The organism is Erwinia sp. S38, from assembly GCF_016624545.1.
GTDB lineage: Bacteria > Pseudomonadota > Gammaproteobacteria > Enterobacterales > Enterobacteriaceae > Erwinia > Erwinia coffeiphila.
Genome location: NZ_JACVTS010000002.1, coordinates 357,983 through 380,497 on the forward strand (window position 1 = coordinate 357,983; position 22,515 = coordinate 380,497).

Here is a 22,515-nt window from a genome sequence, read left to right on the forward strand (position 1 = left end):
CATGATGAAAAAAACACTTTATCTGCTGGGCGCATACCTGCTGCTGGCGTCTAACGGAGCCGCTGCGGCAGACAGCACGATTACCATCAGCGGCTACGTGCGGGATAACGCCTGCACCGTAGCCACTGAATCAAAAGACTTCACCGTCGATCTGATGAATAACGCGGCCCGACAGTTTCACGCGGTGGGCAGTACCACACCTCCGGTTCCGTTCCGTATCCTGCTGTCGCCCTGTGGTAGTTCGGTGACGGCGGTCAAAGTCGGCTTCACCGGCGTGGCGGATAACGATAATACCGCGCTGCTGAAGCTCAATACCGGTGCAGCATCGGCGGCTGGAATGGGGATTCAAATCCTTAACGCGCAGCAGGCAATGCTGCCACTGAACGCCACCTCCGCCAGTATTCCCTGGACCACGCTAACGCCGGGCCAGGCTAATACGCTGAACTTTTATGCTCAGCTGATGACCACCCGCATCCCGGTTACCGCCGGGCACGTGAATGCCACTGCGACATTCACCCTTGAATTTCTGTAACGGGAGAATGAAATGAAATTGACCCGGAACGGATGGCTGCTGGCGCTGATGCTGTCAGTTGCCTCCCCGACGATGCAGGCCGCTGACGTGACTATCACCGTCAACGGCAAAGTGGTAGCGCAACCCTGTGCGGTTTCGACCAAAAACGCCGCGGTGGAACTTGGCGATCTCTACACCTTCAGCCTGGTTTCAGCGGGTTCTTCGTCCGCCTGGCAGGATGCGACGCTGAATCTGAGCAACTGCCCTGCCGGAACTTCACGCGTAACGGCCAGCTTTAGCGGCACGGCAGACGCCACGGGCTACTACAAGAATCAGGGCACGGCGGGCAGCATCCAGCTTGAACTACAGGATGATGCGGGCGCCACCCTCAATACCGGCACCAAAAAATCGGTACAGGTCGATGGGACTACACAGTCCGCTACGTTCCCGCTGAAAGTCAGAGCGCTAACAGTCAACGGTGGTGCCACTCAGGGCACTATCCAGGCGGTGATCAGCGTCACCTATACCTACGCCTGAACCCGGAGAAATTATTAATGAAAAAGATAATCACATTGCTGACCGCCCTGCTGCTGATGAGCTGGTCTGCCAACGTTCTGGCGTTTGCCTGCCGAACCGCCAACGGTGCAACCATTCCGATCGGCGGCGGCGCAGCCAGCGTCTACGTTAACCTTACACCTGCCGTCAGCGTCGGGCAGAACCTGGTGGTCGATCTGTCGTCGCAGATTTTCTGCCATAACGACTATCCGGAAACCATGATCGACTACGTTACCCTGCAGCGTGGATCGGCCTACGGCGGTGCGCTGGCCAACTTTACCGGTACCGTAAGATACAATAGCGCCAGCTATCCCTTTCCAACCACCAGGGAAACTGCACCGGTGACCTATACCTCAAAAGCCGACAAGGGATGGCCAACCGTGCTATATCTGACCCCCATCAGCACGGCTGGTGGTGTCACGATCAAAGCCGGATCGCTGGTCGCCGTGCTGATCCTGCACCAAACCAACAATAAAGATAACGACTCCTTCCAGTTCGTGTGGAATATTTATGCCAACAATGATGTGGTGGTGCCCACCGGTGGCTGCGACGTCTCTTCGCGTAACGTGACGGTGACGCTGCCGGACTATCCCGCCTCTGCCGCCGTACCGCTGAACATCCGGTGTGCGCAGAACCAGCAGATCAGCTACTACCTCTCAGGCACCACGGAAGATGCCGGGAACTCTATTTTCACCAACAGCGCCTCGGCGTTGCCAGCTCAGGGTATCGGAGTGCAGATGACACGCAGCGGCACTGTTGTTCCGGCTAACGACCCGGTTTCACTGGGAACCGTTGGTCCAGCCGCGCGCGATCTGGGATTGACCGCCAACTACGCGCGCACCAGCGGAGATCTGACGGCAGGCAACGTGCAGTCGATCATCGGCGTCACCTTTACCTATCAGTGACGCATCAGACATCGCGCCAGCCTAAGCCAGATTACGGCGGCGCGAGAGGCTCTCCCACCCGGCCACGATCACCATCACGACCGTGGTCAGCCCGTTAACCATCAGGCGATCGGTGGTAAAGGCTATCGGGATGAGCACCGCCAACGCCACCAGCCCGCCGATATGCGACAGAGGGAAACGGCGGTACACCAGAAACTTATAGATGGCGTTGGCCAGCAGATAGGCAGCCGGGCCCAACAGCAGTACCGCCGCATCCGCAACGGTGATATGACCATCCGGGTGGACGATCACCAGCTCGTTGGCCACCGCACAAACAATAATCGCCCCCACCAGCACCACGTGAACATAATGAAAACGCGCCCCCATCTGCCCGGGGTTATCCGCCTTCTGGATCGCATGGCTGCCCGCCTTGCTGCTGGTATCGAAGTACACCCACCACATCGCCAGACTGCCGACGAATGCCACCAGCGACGCAATGACGATCGGCATACTCCAGACTTCCAGCTCGCTCAGCGTGGCACCGGTAATCAAAATGGTTTCCCCCAGCGCCACAATCACAAACAGCTGGCAGCGCTCCGCCAGATGATGGCCGTCAATGGTCCATTCGCGGCTGCTGTCCGAGCGGCCCAGCCCGGGCAGCGGGAAGCCAAGCATGGGGGAAAAATAGATGCAGCAGACGCCAATCGCCCATATCACCATCCTCTCCGCGCCCTCAAAGAAGCAGCCCAGTATCCAGAATACGGCGGAGATGCACATCCAGCCGAGAATGCGCTGGAAATTACGCAGCAGCAGATGCCCTTTCGGCAACAGCCATAGCGTCACCGCGCTGCGGCCCACCTGGAGCGCCACATAGCACAGGGCAAACATCCAGCCGCGCTCACCAAACGCCTGCGGCATCGCCGAGGAAGCAAACAGGCCAAGCAGCATCAGGACAAACAGCAGCAGACGGATCTGGCGGGTTTCCGGATCGAACCAGTTGGTAACCCAGGTGGTGTACTGCCAGCCCAGCCAGACGGCGAACCACAGCAGCAGGGTTTCCAGCGCGCCGACCAGCGTCAGATGATGCAGAAGATAGTGTGAGAGTTGCGTAACGGCAAAAACGTAAATCAGATCAAACAGCAGTTCGGAAAAGGTGACCGTAGCACCGTGACCATCACGGGTGCGCAGCAGGCTTTGCGGCATAGGAAGATTCCTGAAAGGGAGCGTCGCTTAAATAGTAGCGAAGCTCCCCAGACAGGTGAATATTTACTTAATATCCAGCGCCGATTTCATGGTGTAGAACAGATCGGTCTGGTCGGTCAGACCCACCACGTTCGCCGCATGTGGCCCGAAGGCGGCAATACGCAACTGGGTACCGGTGTGCCCCTGCGAATCTTCTTCTGAGTTACCGTAGCTGATGGTCATCAGCCCGCCTTCGCGGGTGTTCAGCGTCTGCGTCAGGCCCGGTGCCTTACTGTCATTGGCAATAATCTGGCTGGAGTGGGCATGGTCGGCGGTAACAATCACCAGCGTGTTGCCGTCTTTGGCCGCGAACTCCAGCGCTTTTTGCACGGCTTCATCCAGATCCACGGTTTCGCCGATCTGGCCACACGGATTCGCCGCATGATCCTGCTTATCGATCGATGCACCTTCCACCTGCAGGAAGAAGCCCTGCGGCTTATCCGCTAACAGCTGGATCGCCTTCTCGGTCATCTGCGCCAGCGTTGGCGTTGAGGCCGGGCGTTCGGCATTCACTTCACAGGTCACCGGCTTACCATCAAGGTTACCGTGATAAGTTGCCTTTGGCCCCTTCCAGCGCACCGGCATATTGCCGTCGGCGAACAGGCCCAGCACCGGTTTGCTGTCATCGGCCACGGTCAGAGCATTCAAGCCGTCCAGATCGTTAACCAGCTGATAGCCGCGCAGTTTAGCCTGCTCCAGCAGCGTTTTACCCTGCCACTCACCGGCTTTCGCCGCTTCACCGAAGGTTTTACCGCCGCCGCCCAACGTAACGTCGGCACGCGCGTTCAGCAGCTGCTCGGCAATTGAGCCTTTACCGCCTTTCTCCAGCGCGTTGCTCTGGCACAGCTCGCTGGTTTTCTCCGGGCCGTAACACTTACGTGAGGTGACGTGCGCGATCTGTGCCGCCGGAGTCGCATCTTCCAGCTCGGCGGTAGAGACGTTACCGGTGGCCTTACCGGCGGCTTTTGCCAGTTCCAGCAGTGATGGATGGTCCTTGCCGTTCACATCAACGCCAATCGCACCATTATAGGATTTTACGCCGGTCGCCCAGGCGGTAGCGGAGGCGGCGGAGTCGGTCACGTAGTCCGGCTTGTGGCTCTTTTTATCCAGCGCATAGTGGGTGTACTGGCCGGTCAGCGGCAGCGCATCAATTCCCTTAAAGAAACCGCCCGCTCCTTCGGCATAGTTACGCGCGGCGGTAATTTCAGAATCGCCCATGCCATCCCCGATCAGCAAAATCACGTTTTTCGCGGTCTTATTGCTCAGCGAGGCTCTAATAGCTTCGGTCTGATCGCCGGTCAGTCGGCGCGCACCGCCCGGTTCGGTAATATCACCCTGTGCGGCGCGGTTCCATGTGGCAAGGTCCGCTGTAGCGGTAGAGCACACCAGCGCGGTCAGCAACGAGAGGGCAAAGGCTTTCTGTTTCATTGTTACGATCTCCATGAATAAATTTTTCTAAAGATTTCAGGGAGCCAGTCTGCGACACAACAATGTCAGTTTTGTGTCTGCCAGGTGACGATAAAATGACAACGGCAGCGCCAAAGGTGATGAGGTAAACCAGCTGCTCAGGAGTTAACCGAACGGAAGCACAGGGAAAAATACTGCTTGACCGGTAACAGCTGACTGCCTATAGTAGCGCCCCGTTGCCCCCTGCGGGTGATGAGATTGACAATATGGTGAGGTGTCCGAGTGGCTGAAGGAGCACGCCTGGAAAGTGTGTATACGGCAACGTATCGAGGGTTCGAATCCCTCCCTCACCACCATATTTAAAGAGAGAGCCTGAGCGAAAGTTCAGGCTTTTTTTTATGCCTGTTTCTCAGCGAGAGAAGGGTCAGAAGCCCCGACAGGGTTCGACAGAACGACAGGAATGACGTTTTGCACGGTATTTAAGAAAGCGCCTCACGTTAAGGCGCTTTTTTGTTTTCTCCACCCGAGCCACGATCGCTTCTGCACCCGGCCCTGCGCACTGAAGCGACGATTTGCCGCATTGGCCAGGATATCCAGCGACAGGCAGAAGATAAAATAGACCAGCGCCACAAACAGGAACACCTCCATCGGGTAAACCATGCTGCGGTTGTTCACCTGAGTCGCCAGAAAGGTCAGCTCCCCCACCCCAACAATATAGGCCAGCGAGGTGTCTTTGATCAGCGAGATCCACTGGTTAATAAAGGAAGGCACCATCATCCGCAGCGCCTGCGGCAGAACAATCATTCGCAGCGTCTGCCAGCGGGTCAGCCCCAGTGAAAGCCCTGCCTGCCACTGCCCGGCAGGAATCGCCGCAATACCGGCCTTAACCGCATGGGCCAGATAGGCCGATGCGATCAGCGCCAGCGCGCACACCACCGTGGTGATTTCCGGGATCTCAACGCCAAACACCATTGGCAGCAGGAAGTAGGTCCAGAAGATCAGCATAATCACCGGGATCGCGCGGAAGAAACCCAGCACCGCCGCCAGCAGCCCGGCGGCCACGCCGCGAGACATCGCCAGCGCCACGCCGAGCACCGTGCCAAGTACCGCCGAGGCCACTCCGGCCATCAGGCTGATTGCCAGGGTCAGCGCTGCCCCGCCCAGCGGCCCGTCTGGCCAGGTGCCCCACAGCATATAGCCCAGATTATCGCGAATAATACTGAAATCCATTTTAGTGCCCTCCCAGCGGCTTACGCTGCTGCCGCCACATTCCCCAGCCTTCCAGCAGCGCAATAACGGCGATGTACAATACCGTGGCCACGCCGAATGCCTGGAAAGTTCGCAGAGTTTCGGTTTCCACCTGGCGGGAAGCATAAGACAGTTCGGCCACACCAATCGCCATGGTCAGTGACGAGTTCTTAATCACATTCATGTACTGGCCCAGCAGCGGCGGCAGCGCAATTTTCAGCGCCTGCGGCAGCACCACGTAGCGCATCGCCTGCCAGCCAGTCAGCCCCATTGCCAGCGCAGCAGCCTTCTGTCCGGTCGCGACGCCGCGAATCCCGGAGCGGATCTCTTCAGCAATAAAGGCGGAGGAATACACGGTCAGTCCAAAGAAACCGGCAAGAAATTCGAACGATGGCCACGTAAAAGGGCCTGCCTGATGTGAACTGTTGAGCCAGTCCATCGCCGCGCCCGGCAGGACCTGCCCGGCGGCAAAGTACCAGAAGAACAGCTGCACCAGCAGCGGAGTATTACGAAAAAGGGAACTGTAGCCCATCGCCAGCCAGCGCAGCGGTTCCAGGCTGCTGTCGCGCATTGCGGCCAGTACAAATCCCAACAGCGTGGCGGCCAGTCCCGCACAGGCCGAAAGCCACAGAGTGAGCAAAAAACCGTGCCACAGCCAGTCAAGGTACTGCGGTGCCAGCAGCCAGTCCAGGTTCATGATCTGTCCTTGTTTTATAAAATGCATCAGGGGCGCAGCAAGCTGCGCCCCTCTTATCCGTTACCGGCGAACCGCCCGTCAGGCTTTCGGTTGTTGATCCAGCGGCCCGATTTTGAAGTCGCCGCGCGGCTGTGCAGCGTTGGTTTGCGGCCCGAACCAGCGGTCGTAAATTTTAACCGCCTCGCCGTCTTTTTCGAGTTTGATCAGCGTGTCGTTTACCGCGTCGGTCAGGCGATCCTCACCTTTTGGAATACCGACGCCCTGATACTCTTTGGTCAGGCTGAACGGAGAAATTTCAAATTCCGCCTTCTGCGCCGCCGGCAGGTTGCCGAGCAGGCCGACCAGTTTGGCATCGTCCTGAGTAATCGCCTGCACGTTGCGGTTACGCAGCGCCACGAAAGCCAGCGGGGTGTCATCGTAGGAGATCACTTTGGCGGTAGGATAGCGCTCACGCAGGGTTATCTCCTGCACCGTGCCTTTGTCCGCGCCGATGCGCAGGGTTTTAATGTCATCCGGGGTTTTCAGCACGCCTTTGCGGGCGATAAATTTCTGACCGGTGGCGAAGTACGGTACGCTGAAATTCACTTCTTTGGCGCGCTCGTCGGTGATGGTGAAGTTGGCGGCGATCAGATCCACCTTCTTCGAGACCAGCAGCGGAATGCGGTTAGCCGGGTTGGTAGCGCGGAGTTCCACTTTCACGCCCAGCGCCTTGCCGATAGCATCGGCGAAGTCCACATCATAGCCCACCAGCTTTTTGCTTTGCGGATCGATATAGCCAAACGGCGGGTTGCTGTCGAACACGGCAATACGCACTACACCGGCCTGCTTGATATCATCAAGCTTGTCGGCCTGGGCGGCACCGGCAGCGAGGCCGGTCAGACTGGCGAGCAACGTTAAGGCCAAAGCGCGATGTTTCATTGAAAGCTCCTGAATGGTTGAATTCCTGCACGCAGATAAGCTAACAAGGGCCACTCGGCTCAGGAAATAATATAAAGGACTATGTTTATGTTTTTTATCTATTTGTCATATCTGGACATATCATGGTGAGCAGGGTGCAGGCAGTTAAGATTTCATCCACTGACATTGAGGGTAAAAATGTGATCCCAGGCACAAAGTGGCAAACCGTGCTGTTCTGCGTCGGTTATCTTCGCGTTTTTATTAATTACCCAGGTTGATTATTAATGAACAGCACAACCCAGATTTTAAAAAGCCACCGCAGCGATCGTAGCTACCTTAGCAAACCCATCGACGACAGCATTCTTGATGACATTATCGAATGCGCATGGCTGGCTCCAACCTCGGTCAACTCCCAGCAGGTTTCCGTGATCGTCACCCGCGATGCTGCAACACGTGCTCGTATTGCCGAACTGGCCGGTGGGCAGCCGTGGATCGCCCAGGCTCCGGTGTTTATCACCTTCGTGCTGGATATGCATAAAAGCCAGCTGGCGATCGCCGCCGAAGGCAAAGAGCAGATCGCCCATCAGAGCCTGGAAAGTATTGTTTCAGGCGCAACCGACGTCGGTATCGCGCTGGAAGCGGTAATGACCGCCGCCCGCTCACACGGCCTGGGCGTAGTGCCGATTGGCGGCATTCGCCGCGATCCAACGGCGCTGATTGAACTGTTACAGCTGCCAGAGCTGACCTTCCCGGTCGCGGGCGTAGTGCTGGGCTATGTCGATGGGCAGGCCCCGCAAAAACCGCGTATGCCGATGGCGGGCTTCCGTCATGAAGAACATTATCGCCAGGACGTGCTGCCGGAAACCATCCGCAGCTATAACCAGACGATAGTGGAACACTGGCAGCAGACCGGCCGTACCGACGGCGATAACTGGGGCAACAACACCGCCAGCTACTACCAGCATATCTACTTCCCTGCCGTGCAGCCCGCCATCCTGCGTCAGGGTTTTGGCATCGACAAATAGGCAAAAAAAAGCCCGGCAGGTGCCGGGCTTTGAACGTTTAAATCCTGTTAACCATAGGCGAGCAGCGTACGCTGGCACAGCTGAGAACGTACACAGTCTTCTGCGGTAAACCGCACCACCCCAATCATTTCATCTTCCTCAAAGCGGGCCATGGCATCGCTGAGGCCGGACTTAACGTGGGCAGGCAGGTCGCACTGGGTGATATCGCCGTTAACGATAACGGTGACGTTTTCCCCCAGGCGCGTTAAGAACATTTTCATCTGCGCGGCGGTGACGTTTTGCGCCTCATCGAGGATCACTACCGCATTTTCAAAGGTACGGCCACGCATATAGGCAAAGGGAGCAATCTCAACTTTACCGATTTCGGGACGCAGACAGTACTGCATAAAGGAAGAGCCGAGACGTTTAACCAGAACGTCATAGACCGGGCGGAAATACGGGGCGAATTTTTCTGAGATATCCCCGGGAAGGAATCCCAGATCCTCATCCGCCTGTAGCACCGGTCGGGTCACTATGATCCTTTCCACATCCTTATGAATCAGAGCCTCCGCCGCTTTCGCGGCACTAATCCAGGTTTTACCACACCCGGCTTCACCAGTAGCAAAGATCAGTTGTTTGGTTTCTATGGCGTTGAGATAGTGCGCCTGAGCTTCATTTCTGGCGGCAATCGGGGAATGGTCGCGGGTATCACGCGCCATGCCAATTGCATCCAGCCCACCCATTTGCACCAGCGAGGTGACCGATTCTTCTTCACGCTGACGGTGACTGCGCGAATCGCTACGAAGCACACGTTTTGCTTCACGACGAGCTTTGATCACTGCTTTCTGTCTTCCCATAGTGGCACCTTACAGTTGGTTTCATTTCCCGCATCAGGACGGCGATGCGATTACGTGAACGCTTTAGAGGTTTTGGCTTCCTTTTAAGCCGTGTCTGGCCGTTGCAACAGATGCAAAGCCGCGCCGGGGCGCAGAGTGCACCGGAAAGCAATTAACAGGGTTGATGGAGCGATAAATTGTTAAAGAAGAGAATGCTGTAGAGGAAATGAACGCCTCGCGTTTTACGGCGATGGTCGACTTTCTGATTACGGGTCCATTAGAGGACTTGGGCATTCGCTATCTCCGTAGTGGGATACTTAATGCGAAAAGATACTACAATTTCATTCCAGCATATCGGTGCGAAATTGCAACATATTTTTTACTGTTATTATTTATAAAAAAATAAAACCAATAAATTCAGAATATTAAATTAAATACTTATTTAACATTACTGTCATAATTAAAGTGAATAGTGCGTTTTTTAATCAGCAAGGACGCAGGAAATTGAAAATAAAGACGCCAGCGACATTACGTAAAATAGCGGGCGCGCGGCACCCGCTATTATTAATCAGGCCTCAAGCAGACCCTGTGCGAGATAGTGTTGAGCATCCACTACGCCCGGCAGAACGAAGAAATATCCTCCGCCGATCGGCTTGATATACTCCTCCAGCGCTTCGCCGTCTAAACGCTTTTGCACGGTCAGAAAGCCTTTTTCTAAATCGTGCTGATAGCAGACAAATAGCAGCCCCATTTCCAGCTGGCCCGATTTCGACACGCCGAGGGAATAACTGTAGCCACGGCGTAACATCAGGTTACTTTGCGTTTCCGCCGTACGCGGATTCGCCAGGCGAATATGCGCATCCAGCGGGATCACCTTCCCTTCCGGGTCGCTGACGTAGTCCGGTACATCGTGCTCGTTTTCCATCCCCAGCGGGGCACCGCTGTGTTTCACCCGGCCAAAGATCGTCTGCTGCTCGCCGAGCGGCGTACGGTCCCAGAACTCCACGTGAAACTGGATGATCCTCGCGGCCTGATAGCTGCCGTTCAGCGCCCAGGCGGGTTCGCCCTGCTCTTTGCTCACCCACAGGATATTATCCATCAGTGAAGCATCGCCGGTATCCGGGTTGGCCGTGCCGTCCTTGAAGCCCAGCAGGTTAATCGGCGTTTCTTTGCCTTTACTGCGCGCGGCGTGATCGGAAATAAACCCTTCGCGGCGCCAGCGCACGCTCAGCAGATCCGGCGAGTGCTTGATAATATCGCGCAGCGCGTGGATTGCCGTATCGTTGGTATTGGCGCAGATTTGCAGCAGCAGATCGCCATGGCACAGACTGGCATCGAGCGCATCATTAGGGAAACGGGTCATCCGCTGTAGCTTCAGCGGCTTTTGCGCCTGCAGGCCGAAACGTTCATCAAACAGCGATGCACCGACGGAAACGGTGATGGTCAGGTTGTCGGGATAAATATCATCGCCGAGAATACCGGAGTCCATCGGCGGCAGCTGCGGATTGGTGACCAGCGGCGCTTTACCGCCGGTGGTCAGAAACGCAATGCGGTCGGTCAGCAGCTTAAACAGGCGCACCAGATCGTCTTTATCCGCAGCCAGCACGTCAAACGAGACCAGCATCATCGCCGCCTGCTGCGGCGTGACGATACCGGACTGACGCAGCCCAAAGAACGGCTGGCTTTCGGTGCGGGCGGATGGAGAAACGGTACCCGGCGACGAGACTTTCCCGTCACCGGCTGCATGGACCGGACAGCCGCCGGTCACGGCGAGGGCACCGCCAAGGATGCCCACACCTTTCAACAAACGACGACGTGAACTTGACGCCACGTCATCAACGGGTTTTGCCATATCTGATTAATCCAGCCCCAGCGTTCCACGCAGCAGGGAAAGGTCTTCGGCCAGCGCCGTAATCGGGCCTTTCAGAGCGTTGCGGTCAGCATCGGTCAATTTATCGTAAGATTCATAGCCGTCTTTGGTACGGTACTTCGCCAGAATGGTATCCACTTTTTTGAAGTTGCCGTCCACTTTCGCCAGCAGATCCGGATTCTCTTTTTTCAGCAACGGACGCAGCAGGTTCACAATCTTCTGTGCGCCGTCAACGTTCGCCTGGAAGTCCCACAGGTCAGTACGGCTGTAGCGATCTTCCTCACCGGAAATCTTGCTGGAAGCGACTTCCTCAATCAGACCTGCCGCCCCGCCAACCACCTTGCTCGGAGGGAAAGCCAGTTCGCTGATACGGGTTTGCAGATCCTGCACATCTTTGTACAGCTGGTCGGCAAATTTATCCATACCTTTTGTAGTGTTATCAGCAAATAAGACTTTTTCCAGACGGTGGAAACCGGTGAAGTGCGGATCTTCTGCTTTCTTCTCGAAGTCGTCCTCGCGGGCATCGATGGCACCGTCGAGATCGGAGAACAACTCGGCGATCGGTTCAATACGCTCGTAGTGCTGGCGGGTTGGCGCGAAAAGCGCTTTGGCTTTTTCCAGATCGCCTGCTTTCACCGCATCGGTGAAGGCTTTCGTTCCGGCAACCAGCTGCTCGACTTCTTTCATCACGTAGACTTTATAGTCGGCAATCGGCCCGACCAGCTGCAGCACGTCCGGCTTGCCGTCGTTCACTTTGCTGCCGTTGGCTTTCACAATCAGCTTGCCTTTCGGGTTGCTCAGCAGGCCACAGGTAATATCGTATTCGCCCGCTTCCAGATTGGCGGTCAGCTTCTGGGTAAAGGATGGGGCGATATTTTCACGCTCTTCCACCACCATCACCCCTTTCAGGATCTCCCACTCCAGCGCTTTCTGGCTGTCGTTTTTGATGATGAACTGGGTTTTACCGGCATCCACCGTCAGGGTCATCGGTTCGCACTGCTTGTCGTTGACGCTAACCTTGACCTGCGGAATATCAGCAGCCAGCGCCGCCCCCGAGGAGGTCAGAACGGCCAGCAGAGCGGCATTCAGTGCGTGGCGGCGAAAGTGTGTAGTCATAGTGTAATCCCTGTCAAAGAGTTGAACCGGCAGACGGCTGCCTGCCCGGTCAGTTTCAGCGCGTGCTGCGCGCCGCAGAGGTGGATGCGCGTGCCGGCAGCATAAACAGCAGCAGCGCAGGAATCAGATAAATCAGCCAGACCGCCACTTCGCTTACGCTCGGGGCTTCCTGGTAGCCAAGCATGCCTTCCATCAGCGTACCGAATACGCTGTGGGTGGAGAGCACATTGCTAAAATCGAACGCAACGTCCTGGAAATGGTTCCACAGCCCCGCTTCGTGGAAGGCGCGGATCGCCCCCGCCGCCAGGCCCGCGGCAACAAAAATAATGAACAGGCTGGTCCACTTAAAGAAGCTCGCCAGGTTGAGACGCACGCCGCCCCAGTAGATCAGCATCCCCAGCACCACCGCAGTGCCGAGACCCAGCATCGCACCCAGCGGCGGCCCATAGCCCACGTCCTGCTGGAAAGCGGCCAGCAGGAAGAACACCGACTCCAGCCCCTCACGGGCGACGGCAAGAAACACCATCATCACCAGCGCCCAGCCGCTGCTGTTGCCCTTCTTCAGCGCGTTATCCACCGCATCTTCCAGCTGAGCCTTCACGTTGCGCGACACGTTGCGCATCCAGAACACCATCCAGGTCAGGATCACCACGGCGATAACCGCCACCAGTCCCTCAAACAGCTCCTGTTGCTTCTGCGGGAATTCGCCGGTGGTTTCATTGATGAACCAGCCGAGCGCCAGGCAAAGTGCGGCGGCGATAACAACGCCTGCCCACATGGCGCCAAACCACTGGCTGCGCTGGGTGCGCTTCAGATAGCTGGCAATCAGGCTGACAATCAGCGCCGCCTCCAGCCCTTCACGCAGCATAATCAGAAAAGGAACAAACATGCCGACACCCTCGGAAGTGTTAAATACGGTCAAGTGCGGTAAAGAAAAGTAAAATACAAACGATATCGATTATCATTATCGGACAAGGAATTACAAGCGTTTCAGGTGAAATATTGCTGATTTGCGAGCGGGAATTATTTAAGTAAATGTAACGGTGGGAAACTTGTTTCGTTCAACCTGAAAAGATGCTTGCTGAAAGATGAAACGTGGAAATCTGGCGACTGTAACCTTCATTAACGCAAAGATCGGCCATTCAGATTCAGGCCGCTATGAGCGCACTTTTGGGCCGCGTTTACCGTAAAGGATATGTGGCAAACGGGGTTCCCCATATCGAGGAGCCCCATCAGGAAGAGGAGAGCCATCCCGCTACACGGCAGAATGGCTCAGGCGGTTATCAGCGGCGGTATTCCGCTTCCGCTGCGTCAAAGCGCTGCTGCGCGGCAGCGGAAGGGCCTTTACCGATCAGGCTGAAGACAACAATAGCAATACTGGCGAACAGGAAGCCAGGAATGATTTCGTACAGCTCCGTCCAGCCGTAGTCTTTCCACAGCAGTACAGTTGCCGCACCGACGACCATTCCGGCCAGCGCCCCGTTACGGGTCATACGGCGCCAGATCAGTGAGAACAGCACCACCGGTCCAAACGCGGCACCGAAGCCCGCCCAGGCATAGCTGACCAGGCCCAGCACGCGGTTGTTCGGGTTAGCGGCCAGGGCGATAGCAATCACGGCCACCAGCAGCACCATCAGACGCCCTACCCACACCAGCTCACGCTGGCTGGCTTTTTTACGCAGGAAGTTCTTATACAGATCTTCGGTCAGCGCGCTGGAGCAGACCAGCAGCTGACAGCTCAGCGTTGACATCACCGCAGCCAGAATCGCCGACAGCAGCACGCCGGCAATCCACGGGTTAAACAGAATACGCGCCAGCTCAATAAAGATGCGCTCGCCGTTTTCGTTCACCCCGGCAGCCAGTTCCGGATGGTTCTGGAAGAAGGCAATGCCGAAGAAGCCGACCGCCACCGCACCGGCCAGGCACAGGATCATCCAGGCCATACCGATGCGGCGGGCCGTGCGGATGGAACGGTGGGAATCCGCCGCCATAAAGCGGGCAAGGATATGCGGCTGGCCGAAGTAACCCAAACCCCAGCCCAGTAGTGAAATCACCGCCACAAAGTTCAGATTCTTCAGCATATCAATATTTTCAATGCTTTTAGCTTCAATCACCTGCAGTGAATCACCCAAACCGCCGACCGCGATTATCACCATCACCGGCGTGAGGATCAGGGCGAAAATCATCAGGCTGGCCTGCACGGTATCGGTCCAGCTTACCGCCAGGAATCCGCCAATAAAGGTATAGGCAATGGTCGCCGCGGCCCCGGCCCAGAGCGCAGTTTCGTAGCTCATGCCGAAGGTGCTTTCAAACAGGCGGGCACCGGCTACAATGCCGGAAGCACAGTAAATGGTGAAGAAGATCAGGATAACCAGCGCGGAGATCACCCGCAGCAGCTTGCTGGTGTCTTCAAAACGGCTGGAGAAATAGTCCGGCAGGGTTAAGGCATTATCATGATGCTCGGTCTGCACGCGCAGGCGTCCGGCAACAATTTTCCAGTTCAGCCAGGCACCGAGCGTCAGCCCGATAGCGATCCAGCTTTCGGAGATACCGGAGATGAAAATCGCTCCCGGCAGGCCCATCAGCAGCCAGCCGCTCATATCGGATGCACCGGCAGACAGCGCGGTCACCACGCTGCCGAGACTGCGCCCGCCCAGAATATAGTCGTCAAAGTTTTTTGTTGAACGGTAGGCAAAAAATCCGATCAGCACCATGCCGAAAATATAAACACAAAAGGTCACCATCATCGGTGTACTTACAGTCATTCAGGTTCTCCACTTATTATTCGAATCCGCAGCCTGTATTGCTGCATCACGCCTGCTGCCGGAACGGGGCAGTAACTACGGCGCTAGAGGATGGCTTCCTGCCGGGGGCGGGTATCCTGCCGCAAACGGCTTTTTCACACAATCGATTTAACACACTTCACACAGTCATTTCACCCGGTAGTAACCAGCAAATGTCAGCAGGTTGCACTGCATCACATTTAACCGGGTTGCACCACACAACAACCTCACGCAAACCAGGGATTATGCGGCATCCATACCTGGCGGGATTCTTGCAGCAATAACCATGCCGCTTTTTTTAGCGTTAACAAAAGACCGATTTTAAAGAGTGAGGAAAAGGTCACATTTAACGAGGTTGCACAAAGTTGCAACATCAGTGATATTGCTCGCTATCGTTTATTCTCTCTGATTCAGGAGCTTTCAGGCATGGGCACAACCACCATGGGCGTAAAACTGGATGACGCCACACGCGACCGCATTAAACAGGCCGCTCAGCGTATTGACCGCACGCCACACTGGCTAATTAAGCAGGCCATTTTTAACTATCTGGAGCAGGTTGAGCAGGGACAGTCGCTACCTGAACTGGTGGCCGGTCAGACTGCCGCCGAGGAAGAAGACCGCCCGCAGGAAGAGACACACCAGCCATTCCTCGACTTTGCCGAAAGCGTATTGCCCCAGTCGGTTGCCCGTGCCGCCATCACCTCGGCCTGGCGTCGTCCGGAAACCGAAGCGGTGCCGATGCTGCTGGAACAGGCACGCCTGCCGGCCGCGCAGGCAACGGCCACCCATAAGCTCGCCTACCAGCTGGCGGACAAACTTCGGCACCAAAAGAGTGCAGGCGGGCGCGCCGGAATGGTGCAAAACCTGCTGCAGGAGTTCTCCCTCTCCTCTCAGGAGGGCGTGGCGCTGATGTGCCTGGCCGAAGCGCTACTGCGAATTCCCGATAAGCCCACTCGCGACGCGCTGATCCGCGATAAAATCAGCAACGGCAACTGGCATTCACATCTGGGCCGCAGCCCGTCGATGTTCGTGAATGCCGCCACATGGGGCCTGCTGTTTACCGGCCGCCTGGTGTCGACCCACAATGAAGCTAACCTTTCCCGCTCGCTGAACCGCATTATCGGCAGAAGCGGCGAGCCGCTGATCCGTAAAGGCGTGGATATGGCAATGCGGCTGATGGGCGAACAGTTCGTCACCGGTGAAACCATCGCCGAGGCGCTGGCTAACGCCCGCAAGCTGGAAGAGAAAGGCTTCCGCTACTCCTACGACATGCTCGGAGAAGCGGCCCTGACCGCCCGCGATGCCAAAGCCTACCTGCTCTCCTATCAGCAGGCGATCCACGCCATCGGTAAGGCCTCGAACGGTCGCGGCATTTATGAAGGCCCGGGTATTTCAATCAAGCTGTCTGCGCTGCATCCGCGCTACAGCCGCGCGCAGTACGAGCGAGTGATGGACGAACTGTACCCGGTGCTGAAATCCCTCACCCTGCTGGCGCGTTCCTACGACATCGGCATTAATATCGACGCTGAAGAGGCCGACCGGCTGGAGCTGTCGCTCGATCTGCTGGAAAAACTGTGCTTTGAGACGGAACTGGAAGGCTGGAACGGTATCGGCTTTGTCATTCAGGCCTATCAGAAACGCTGCCCGATGGTAATCGATGCGCTGACCGATCTGGCGCAGCGCAGCCGTCGCCGTCTGATGATCCGTCTGGTCAAAGGCGCTTACTGGGACAGCGAAATCAAACGAGCCCAGGTCGACGGACTGGAAGGCTATCCGGTTTACACCCGTAAGGTGTACACCGACATCGCCTATATCGCCTGCGCCCGCAAGCTGCTGGCAGTGCCCAATCTGATTTATCCGCAGTTCGCCACCCATAACGCCCACACGCTGGCGGCCATCTATCAGCTGGCGGGCAACAACTACTATCCGGGGCAGTACGAGTTCCAGTGCCTGCACGGTATGGGCGAACCGCTGTACGAACAGGTCGTGGGGAAAGTGGCGGACGGTAAGCTGAATCGCCCCTGTCGTATCTATGCCCCGGTCGGCACCCATGAAACCCTGCTGGCCTATCTGGTGCGCCGCCTGCTGGAAAACGGCGCGAACACCTCCTTTGTTAACCGTATTGCCGATACCAGTCTGCCGCTGGATGAGCTGGTTGCCGATCCGGTCGAGGCGGTGGAAAAACTGGCGCAGGCCGAAGGTGCCGTGGGACTGCCGCATCCGAAAATCCCTCTGCCGCGCGAGCTGTACGGCACCCAGCGGCAGAACTCCGCCGGGCTGGACCTGGCCAACGAACACCGCCTGGCCTCGCTTTCCAGCGCCCTGCTGAACAGTGCCAGCGAGAACTGGCAGGCCGCACCGCTAATCGACGCGCCGCTGGAAACCGGCGACAGCCTGCCGGTCATAAACCCCGCCGAGCCGCTGGATGTTGTCGGCCACGTGCGTCATGCCACGCCGGGAGAAGTCTCTGCCGCGCTGGATGCGGCGGTCAACGTCGGTCCGATCTGGTTCGCCACCCCGCCGCAGGAGCGCGCGGCGATCCTCGAACGTGCGGCGATCCTGATGGAAGGCCAGATGCAGACGCTGATCGGTATTCTGGTACGTGAAGCCGGGAAAACCTTCAGCAATGCCATCGCCGAAGTGCGCGAGGCGGTGGATTTCCTGCACTACTATGCCGGTCAGGTACGCGACGATTTCGACAATGAAACCCACCGCCCGCTGGGTCCGGTGGTGTGCATCAGCCCGTGGAACTTCCCACTGGCTATCTTCAGCGGGCAAATTGCCGCCGCGCTGGCCGCAGGCAACAGCGTGCTGGCCAAACCGGCCGAGCAAACGCCGCTGATCGCCGCCCGTGCAGTGGCGATCCTGCATGAAGCGGGCGTGCCACAGGGTGCGCTGCAGCTGCTGCCGGGCACAGGTGAAACGGTCGGCGCACAGCTGACTCAGGATACCCGTGTGCGCGGCGTGATGTTTACCGGCTCGACCGCCGTTGCCACCCTGCTACAGCGCGGGCTGGCGGGACGCCTCGATCCGCAGGGCCGCCCGACGCCGCTGATTGCCGAAACCGGCGGTATGAATGCGATGATCGTCGACTCTTCAGCACTGACCGAGCAGGTGGTCACCGATATCGTTGCCTCCGCCTTTGACAGCGCCGGGCAGCGTTGCTCCGCACTGCGTCTGCTCTGCGTGCAGGAAGATGTTGCCGATCACACCCTGACCATGCTGCGCGGCGCGATGGCCGAATGCCGTATGGGCAACCCTGAACGCTTCTCCACCGACATCGGCCCGGTGATCGATGCCGAGGCGAAAGCCAACATCGACCAGCATATTCAGTCGATGCGCAACAAAGGCTTTACCGTATTCCAGTCAGCCCAGCAGCAGGTGCAGGATAGCCGCGAATGGCAGACCGGGACCTTTGTTCAGCCCACGCTGATTGAGCTGGGCAGCGTGGCCGATTTGACGCGTGAGATCTTCGGCCCGGTGCTGCACGTGGTGCGTTTCGCCCGCAACACCCTGCCGCAAGTCATCGAACAGATTAACGCCTCCGGCTACGGCCTGACGTTGGGCGTGCATACCCGCATCGATGAAACCATCGGTCAGGTGACGCAGAAGGCGCACGTCGGCAACCTCTACGTTAACCGTAATATGGTCGGCGCGGTGGTCGGCGTACAGCCGTTCGGCGGTGAAGGTCTGTCCGGCACCGGACCGAAAGCCGGTGGGCCGCTGTATCTGTATCGCCTGCTGTCGTACCGCCCGGACGATGCGCTGCAAACCACGCTTAACCGCCAGGACCGCCTCAGCCCGCCGGATACGCAGCTGCGCCCGATGCTGCAGACCGCGCATCAGGCACTAAGCGAATGGGCGGCGGACCGCGACGAGCTGGCAGCCCTGTGCGCGCGCTACGCCGAACTGGGCCAGGGCGGCACCGTTCGCCTGCTGCCGGGGCCAACCGGCGAGCGCAACACCTTTACCCTGCTGCCGCGCGAACGGGTGCTGTGTATTGCCGACAATGAGCAGGATGCGCTGGTCCAGCTGGCAGCGGTTACCGCCGTTGGCAGCCAGGCGCTGTGGCAGGATGACGAACTGCATCGCGCGCTGTGGCAGCAGCTTCCTGCGGCGGTGCAGCAGCGGATTACGCTGGCTGAGCGACCGCTGGAACAGGGGGAGTATGATGCGGCGATCTATCACGGCGATGCCGACCAGCTGCGTACGCTCTGCGAGGCCATTGCCGCGCGGGACGGCGCGATTGTGTCGGTTCAGGGCTTTGCGCGTGGAGAAACCAATCTGCTGCTGGAACGACTGCTGCACGAGCGCTCGCTGAGTGTGAATACAGCCGCTGCCGGGGGTAACGCCAGCCTGATGACTATCGGCTAATCACTGCCGATTGAAAAAAAACCGGCACGGTCTTTACGGACCGTGCCGGTTTTCAACAGCAGGTTTGACGTCAGGCGAAAGACGCTACAGGTTTAAAACGGATGATAGGCAAACAGCGCCGGAGAACCGCCGGTATGCACAAAAACAATGGGTCCTTCACGACGGAAACGATTCTGAGCGATGCCGTCAATCAGACCGGCCATCGCCTTGCCGGTGTACACCGGATCAAGGAAAATTCCCTCCAGCCGCGCCAGCAGCTTCACCGCTTCCATCCCTTCTTCATTCGGTACGCCATACTTAGGGGCAAAATAGTCATCCCACAGGGTAATTTCCGCACTGCTGTTCAGCTCCAGCGACTGCGCCACCTGCTGACGAAGTAATTCCACTTTTGGCAGCTGAGCGGCAGCTTTACGGGAAACCGTGACGCCAACCAGTTCGGTATCCGGCAGCAGCTGCTCCAGCCCGACCGCCAGCCCGGCATGGGTCCCGGCGCTGCCGGATGCCACTACTACCGCCGCAAAATCCACTACGCCTTCGCTCTGGTGGGCAATTTCCTGCGCACATTCAACGTAGCCCAGCGCACCCAGTGCGCTCGAACCGCCGACCGGAATGCTGTACGGACGGAATCCCTGAGCCTCCAGCAGCGTGGCCTGCTCTTCCAGCTGCGCGTCGGGATCGTGCAGCGCATCCACCATCACCACTTCCGTATTCATTAATTCCAGCAGCAGACGGTTACCGTTGCTGAGATAGTTTTCTGCACGGGTATCGATGGGATTTTCCAGCAGCGCCACACATTTCAAACCCAGTTTTGCCGCCACTGCCGCCGTCTGGCGAACGTGGTTAGACTGTATAGCGCCGGCGGTAACCAGCACGTCAGCGCCATTGCGCAGCGCATCGGCGGCCAGAAATTCCAGCTTTCTGAGCTTGTTGCCCCCCAGCGCCACTGGCGTAACGTCATCACGTTTGATGAAAATATCGCGCCCCAGATAGTCTGAAAGACGGGGTAAATGCTCCAACGGCGTTGGAGCGCCCAGCAGCTCAACACGGGGAAAATTAACAAGATTATGTAAGGACAACGCGGCCTCCGCGAGATGTGCGTTCGAATTATTCCTTAGTGTTGCAGAAGATAGCGATCGGGTCATCTTTCATTTGGTGATAACTCAATGCCAGGCTGAATAACGGTGAAAAAAAATTACAGCTCAGATCACACTTTTCACAACGGCTGCTCCATAATTCAGATCCCGAACTGATGAAAAATGGAACAAGGATATGCGCAATCCCACGCTGTTGCAGTTTTTTCACTGGTACTATCCCGATGGCGGCAAGCTGTGGCCTGAAGTGGCCGAGAAGGCCGCCAGTCTGGCTGAAATAGGCATTACTGATGTCTGGCTACCCCCGGCGTACAAAGGCGAGTCCGGCGGTTATTCCGTTGGCTACGATACTTACGATCTGTTCGACTTAGGCGAATTTGAGCAGAAAGGTTCAAGAGCCACTAAGTACGGTGATAAAGAGCAGCTGCTGGCCGCCACCGAAGCGCTGAAGTCCCATGGGATAGGGGTCATTCTGGATGTGGTGCTTAACCACAAAATGGGTGCGGATGAAAAGGAACGGGTGCAGATCAACCGCGTGAATCCGGACAATCGCGATGAGATTGATGATGAGGTGATCGAAGCCGAAGCATGGACCCGCTTCACCTTCCCGGTTCGTAAGGGCAAATATTCAAAATTTGTCTGGGATTACAAATGCTTTAGCGGCGTCGATCATATTGAAAACCCCGATGAGAACGGCGTATTCAAGATTGTGAACGACTATACCGGCGAGGGCTGGAACGAACAGGTCGACGATGAGCTGGGCAACTTTGACTATTTGATGGGTGCCAATATCGACTTTCGCAACCATGCGGTGACCGAGGAGCTGAAGTACTGGGCGCGCTGGGTAATGGAGCAAATCCCTGCCACTACCGGCTTCCGGCTGGATGCGGTGAAGCATATTCCGGCCTGGTTCTACAAAGAGTGGATTGAGCACGTCCAGGAGGTCAACGACGAGCCGCTGTTTATCGTTGCCGAATACTGGTCGCACGAGCTGGATAAGCTGCAGCAGTATATTGATCAGGTGGACGGTAAGACGATGCTGTTTGATGCACCATTGCAGATGAATTTCCACACCGCCTCGAAACAGGGGGCCGACTACGATCTGAGTCAGATTTTCAATGACACGCTGGTTGCCGCCGACCCCTGGCATGCGGTAACGATTGTCGCCAACCATGATACGCAGCCGCTGCAGGCGCTGGAAGCGCCGGTCGATCCCTGGTTTAAACCGCTGGCCTACGCGCTGATTTTGCTGCGGGAAAACGGCGTCCCTGCCCTGTTTTATCCCGATCTTTACGGTGCCAGCTATCGGGACGAGGGCGATGACGGCGAGCAGTATGAAATCAATATGCCGGTGGTTGCAGAGCTGGAAGCGCTGATCCGCGCCCGCCAGCTGTATGCGCACGGCGTGCAGACGGAGTGGTTCGATCACGCCAACTGCGTTGCCTTTGCGCGCAGCGGCACGGAGGAACTGCCGGGATGCGTTGTGATCATGTCCAACGGGGATGAGGGGGAGAAAGTGCTGGAGCTGGGTGAGAATTTTGCCGGTAAGCGCTGGTTTGATTATCTCGGCCACCGCGAGGAGCAGGTTGAAAGTGACGAGAGCGGTGTCGCGACGTTCCGCTGTAATCCGGGCAGCGTGAGCGTGTGGGTACTGGAATAGTGTAGCGGCTGGCTGTGAGCTGGGGTTCAGCCTCTGCTGCTGCTTCAGGGCGGTCCTCGCGCCGCGTTGCGGTACCCTCGGTTACGCCATTGCGCCGAACGGATCGGCCAGGATTGAACGTCCCTGTTCAAACCCGGCCTGACGCCAGCATCCCTGCTGTCGTCTCCTGGCGCAATGGCTCCACCTCAGCGCTGCGGATGCCCTTACGCAGCAGCAGAGGCTGTCCCCTTTCAGAATTTCATCGCTTTTGGATTTGGACAAAAGCCTGCCCCAATAACAAAGTGTGATGCCACATGAATTCAGCTCAAAGAGCAAATAATCAAATCACATCCGCCACAGA

The 22,515-nt window shown here is 57.3% G+C and carries 17 protein-coding genes and 1 tRNA gene; 7 read left to right on the forward strand and 11 right to left on the reverse strand.

The genetic code is table 11. From position 1 onward, the window contains the following. The first annotated feature begins 1 nt into the window (after position 1). From IBT46_RS03920 to IBT46_RS03930, 3 genes are read left to right on the forward strand one after another with little or no spacing between them, the layout of a single operon-like run. The gene (locus IBT46_RS03920) at positions 2-532 is read left to right on the forward strand and encodes a fimbrial protein (protein WP_200544178.1); all 531 of its coding nucleotides are present in this window, start codon (positions 2-4) and stop codon (positions 530-532) included. A gap of 12 nt (positions 533-544) precedes the next feature. Continuing rightward, positions 545-1,048, forward strand: a complete 504-nt coding sequence (locus IBT46_RS03925; protein WP_200544180.1) for a fimbrial protein — start codon at positions 545-547, stop codon at positions 1,046-1,048. Positions 1,049-1,065: 17 nt separating this feature from the next. Further along, positions 1,066-1,971: a fimbrial protein gene (locus tag IBT46_RS03930; RefSeq protein WP_200544182.1), complete on the forward strand. Its 906-nt coding sequence runs from the start codon at positions 1,066-1,068 to the stop codon at positions 1,969-1,971. 21 nt (positions 1,972-1,992) lie between these two features. Here IBT46_RS03930 and IBT46_RS03935 read toward each other — a convergent pair whose 3' ends face one another. Both IBT46_RS03935 and phoA read right to left on the reverse strand, forming a co-directional pair. Further along, positions 1,993-3,153 carry a low temperature requirement protein A gene (locus IBT46_RS03935; RefSeq protein WP_200544184.1) on the reverse strand — a complete coding sequence of 387 codons (1,161 nt, stop codon included), beginning with the start codon at positions 3,151-3,153 and terminating at the stop codon, positions 1,993-1,995. Between the two features lie 63 nt (positions 3,154-3,216). Then, entirely contained in the window at positions 3,217-4,620 is a 1,404-nt protein-coding gene (gene phoA / locus IBT46_RS03940; RefSeq protein WP_200544186.1) for an alkaline phosphatase, read from the reverse strand. Positions 4,621-4,867: 247 nt separating this feature from the next. On the opposite strand from phoA, the gene IBT46_RS03945 reads away from it, so the two are divergent. Next, positions 4,868-4,955 (forward strand) — tRNA-Ser (locus IBT46_RS03945). Between the two features lie 136 nt (positions 4,956-5,091). On the opposite strand, the gene IBT46_RS03950 is transcribed toward IBT46_RS03945, so the two are convergent. The 3 genes from IBT46_RS03950 to IBT46_RS03960 all read right to left on the reverse strand — a co-directional run bounded on the left by IBT46_RS03950 (position 5,092) and on the right by IBT46_RS03960 (position 7,462). After that, positions 5,092-5,829 carry an amino acid ABC transporter permease gene (locus IBT46_RS03950; protein WP_200544188.1) on the reverse strand — a complete coding sequence of 246 codons (738 nt, stop codon included), beginning with the start codon at positions 5,827-5,829 and terminating at the stop codon, positions 5,092-5,094. Position 5,830: 1 nt separating this feature from the next. Then, complete coding sequence (locus tag IBT46_RS03955) at positions 5,831-6,544, reverse strand: amino acid ABC transporter permease (RefSeq protein WP_105595090.1); 714 nt, start codon at positions 6,542-6,544, stop codon at positions 5,831-5,833. Between the two features lie 78 nt (positions 6,545-6,622). Further along, positions 6,623-7,462, reverse strand: coding sequence for an ABC transporter substrate-binding protein (locus tag IBT46_RS03960; RefSeq protein ID WP_105595091.1), 840 nt, complete (start codon positions 7,460-7,462; stop codon positions 6,623-6,625). Between the two features lie 263 nt (positions 7,463-7,725). Between IBT46_RS03960 and IBT46_RS03965 the strand changes: the two genes are divergently transcribed. Continuing rightward, entirely contained in the window at positions 7,726-8,466 is a 741-nt protein-coding gene (locus IBT46_RS03965) for a nitroreductase family protein (protein WP_200544190.1), read from the forward strand. Between the two features lie 47 nt (positions 8,467-8,513). Here the strand turns inward: IBT46_RS03965 and phoH are convergent, their stop codons facing one another. From phoH to putP, 5 genes are all read right to left on the reverse strand, one after another. Beyond that, complete coding sequence (gene phoH / locus IBT46_RS03970) at positions 8,514-9,302, reverse strand: phosphate starvation-inducible protein PhoH (protein WP_123329080.1); 789 nt, start codon at positions 9,300-9,302, stop codon at positions 8,514-8,516. Between the two features lie 547 nt (positions 9,303-9,849). Further along, positions 9,850-11,133 (reverse strand): iron uptake transporter deferrochelatase/peroxidase subunit, encoded by a 1,284-nt coding sequence (gene efeB, locus IBT46_RS03975; protein WP_200544192.1) that lies wholly within the window; start codon positions 11,131-11,133, stop codon positions 9,850-9,852. A gap of 6 nt (positions 11,134-11,139) precedes the next feature. Continuing rightward, a complete protein-coding gene (gene efeO, locus IBT46_RS03980; protein ID WP_200544194.1) occupies positions 11,140-12,267 on the reverse strand; it encodes an iron uptake system protein EfeO in 1,128 nt (375 codons plus the stop codon). Positions 12,268-12,322: 55 nt separating this feature from the next. Then, entirely contained in the window at positions 12,323-13,156 is an 834-nt protein-coding gene (gene efeU / locus IBT46_RS03985; RefSeq protein WP_200544196.1) for an iron uptake transporter permease EfeU, read from the reverse strand. A 394-nt stretch (positions 13,157-13,550) separates the two neighbouring features. Continuing rightward, a complete protein-coding gene (putP, locus tag IBT46_RS03990) occupies positions 13,551-15,032 on the reverse strand; it encodes a sodium/proline symporter PutP (RefSeq protein WP_200544198.1) in 1,482 nt (493 codons plus the stop codon). Between the two features lie 444 nt (positions 15,033-15,476). Between putP and putA the strand changes: the two genes are divergently transcribed. Continuing rightward, on the forward strand, positions 15,477-19,424 hold the full coding sequence (gene putA, locus IBT46_RS03995; RefSeq protein WP_200544200.1) for a trifunctional transcriptional regulator/proline dehydrogenase/L-glutamate gamma-semialdehyde dehydrogenase: 3,948 nt from the start codon (positions 15,477-15,479) through the stop codon (positions 19,422-19,424). Positions 19,425-19,516: 92 nt separating this feature from the next. Here putA and IBT46_RS04000 read toward each other — a convergent pair whose 3' ends face one another. Further along, positions 19,517-20,500, reverse strand: coding sequence for a D-cysteine desulfhydrase (locus IBT46_RS04000; protein ID WP_200544201.1), 984 nt, complete (start codon positions 20,498-20,500; stop codon positions 19,517-19,519). A gap of 193 nt (positions 20,501-20,693) precedes the next feature. Here IBT46_RS04000 and amyA point away from each other — a divergent pair, with 193 nt between their 5' ends. After that, positions 20,694-22,175, forward strand: a complete 1,482-nt coding sequence (gene amyA, locus IBT46_RS04005; RefSeq protein ID WP_200544203.1) for an alpha-amylase — start codon at positions 20,694-20,696, stop codon at positions 22,173-22,175. The last annotated feature ends 340 nt before the right edge of the window (positions 22,176-22,515 follow it).

What these genes read in the sequence shown, in the direction of transcription:
- IBT46_RS03950 (WP_200544188.1), bottom strand. Translation starts at nt 5,829, where the DNA reads ATGGATTTCAGTATTATTCGCGATAATCTGGGCTATATGCTGTGGGGC.
- IBT46_RS03960 (WP_105595091.1), bottom strand. Translation starts at nt 7,462, where the DNA reads ATGAAACATCGCGCTTTGGCCTTAACGTTGCTCGCCAGTCTGACCGGC.
- IBT46_RS03965 (WP_200544190.1), top strand. Translation starts at nt 7,726, where the DNA reads ATGAACAGCACAACCCAGATTTTAAAAAGCCACCGCAGCGATCGTAGC.
- efeO (WP_200544194.1), bottom strand. Translation starts at nt 12,267, where the DNA reads ATGACTACACACTTTCGCCGCCACGCACTGAATGCCGCTCTGCTGGCC.
- IBT46_RS03935 (WP_200544184.1), bottom strand. Translation starts at nt 3,153, where the DNA reads ATGCCGCAAAGCCTGCTGCGCACCCGTGATGGTCACGGTGCTACGGTC.
- phoH (WP_123329080.1), bottom strand. Translation starts at nt 9,302, where the DNA reads ATGGGAAGACAGAAAGCAGTGATCAAAGCTCGTCGTGAAGCAAAACGT.
- putA (WP_200544200.1), top strand. Translation starts at nt 15,477, where the DNA reads ATGGGCACAACCACCATGGGCGTAAAACTGGATGACGCCACACGCGAC.
- IBT46_RS03955 (WP_105595090.1), bottom strand. Translation starts at nt 6,544, where the DNA reads ATGAACCTGGACTGGCTGCTGGCACCGCAGTACCTTGACTGGCTGTGG.
- efeB (WP_200544192.1), bottom strand. Translation starts at nt 11,133, where the DNA reads ATGGCAAAACCCGTTGATGACGTGGCGTCAAGTTCACGTCGTCGTTTG.
- IBT46_RS03925 (WP_200544180.1), top strand. Translation starts at nt 545, where the DNA reads ATGAAATTGACCCGGAACGGATGGCTGCTGGCGCTGATGCTGTCAGTT.
- putP (WP_200544198.1), bottom strand. Translation starts at nt 15,032, where the DNA reads ATGACTGTAAGTACACCGATGATGGTGACCTTTTGTGTTTATATTTTC.
- amyA (WP_200544203.1), top strand. Translation starts at nt 20,694, where the DNA reads ATGCGCAATCCCACGCTGTTGCAGTTTTTTCACTGGTACTATCCCGAT.
- IBT46_RS03930 (WP_200544182.1), top strand. Translation starts at nt 1,066, where the DNA reads ATGAAAAAGATAATCACATTGCTGACCGCCCTGCTGCTGATGAGCTGG.
- IBT46_RS03920 (WP_200544178.1), top strand. Translation starts at nt 2, where the DNA reads ATGATGAAAAAAACACTTTATCTGCTGGGCGCATACCTGCTGCTGGCG.
- efeU (WP_200544196.1), bottom strand. Translation starts at nt 13,156, where the DNA reads ATGTTTGTTCCTTTTCTGATTATGCTGCGTGAAGGGCTGGAGGCGGCG.
- phoA (WP_200544186.1), bottom strand. Translation starts at nt 4,620, where the DNA reads ATGAAACAGAAAGCCTTTGCCCTCTCGTTGCTGACCGCGCTGGTGTGC.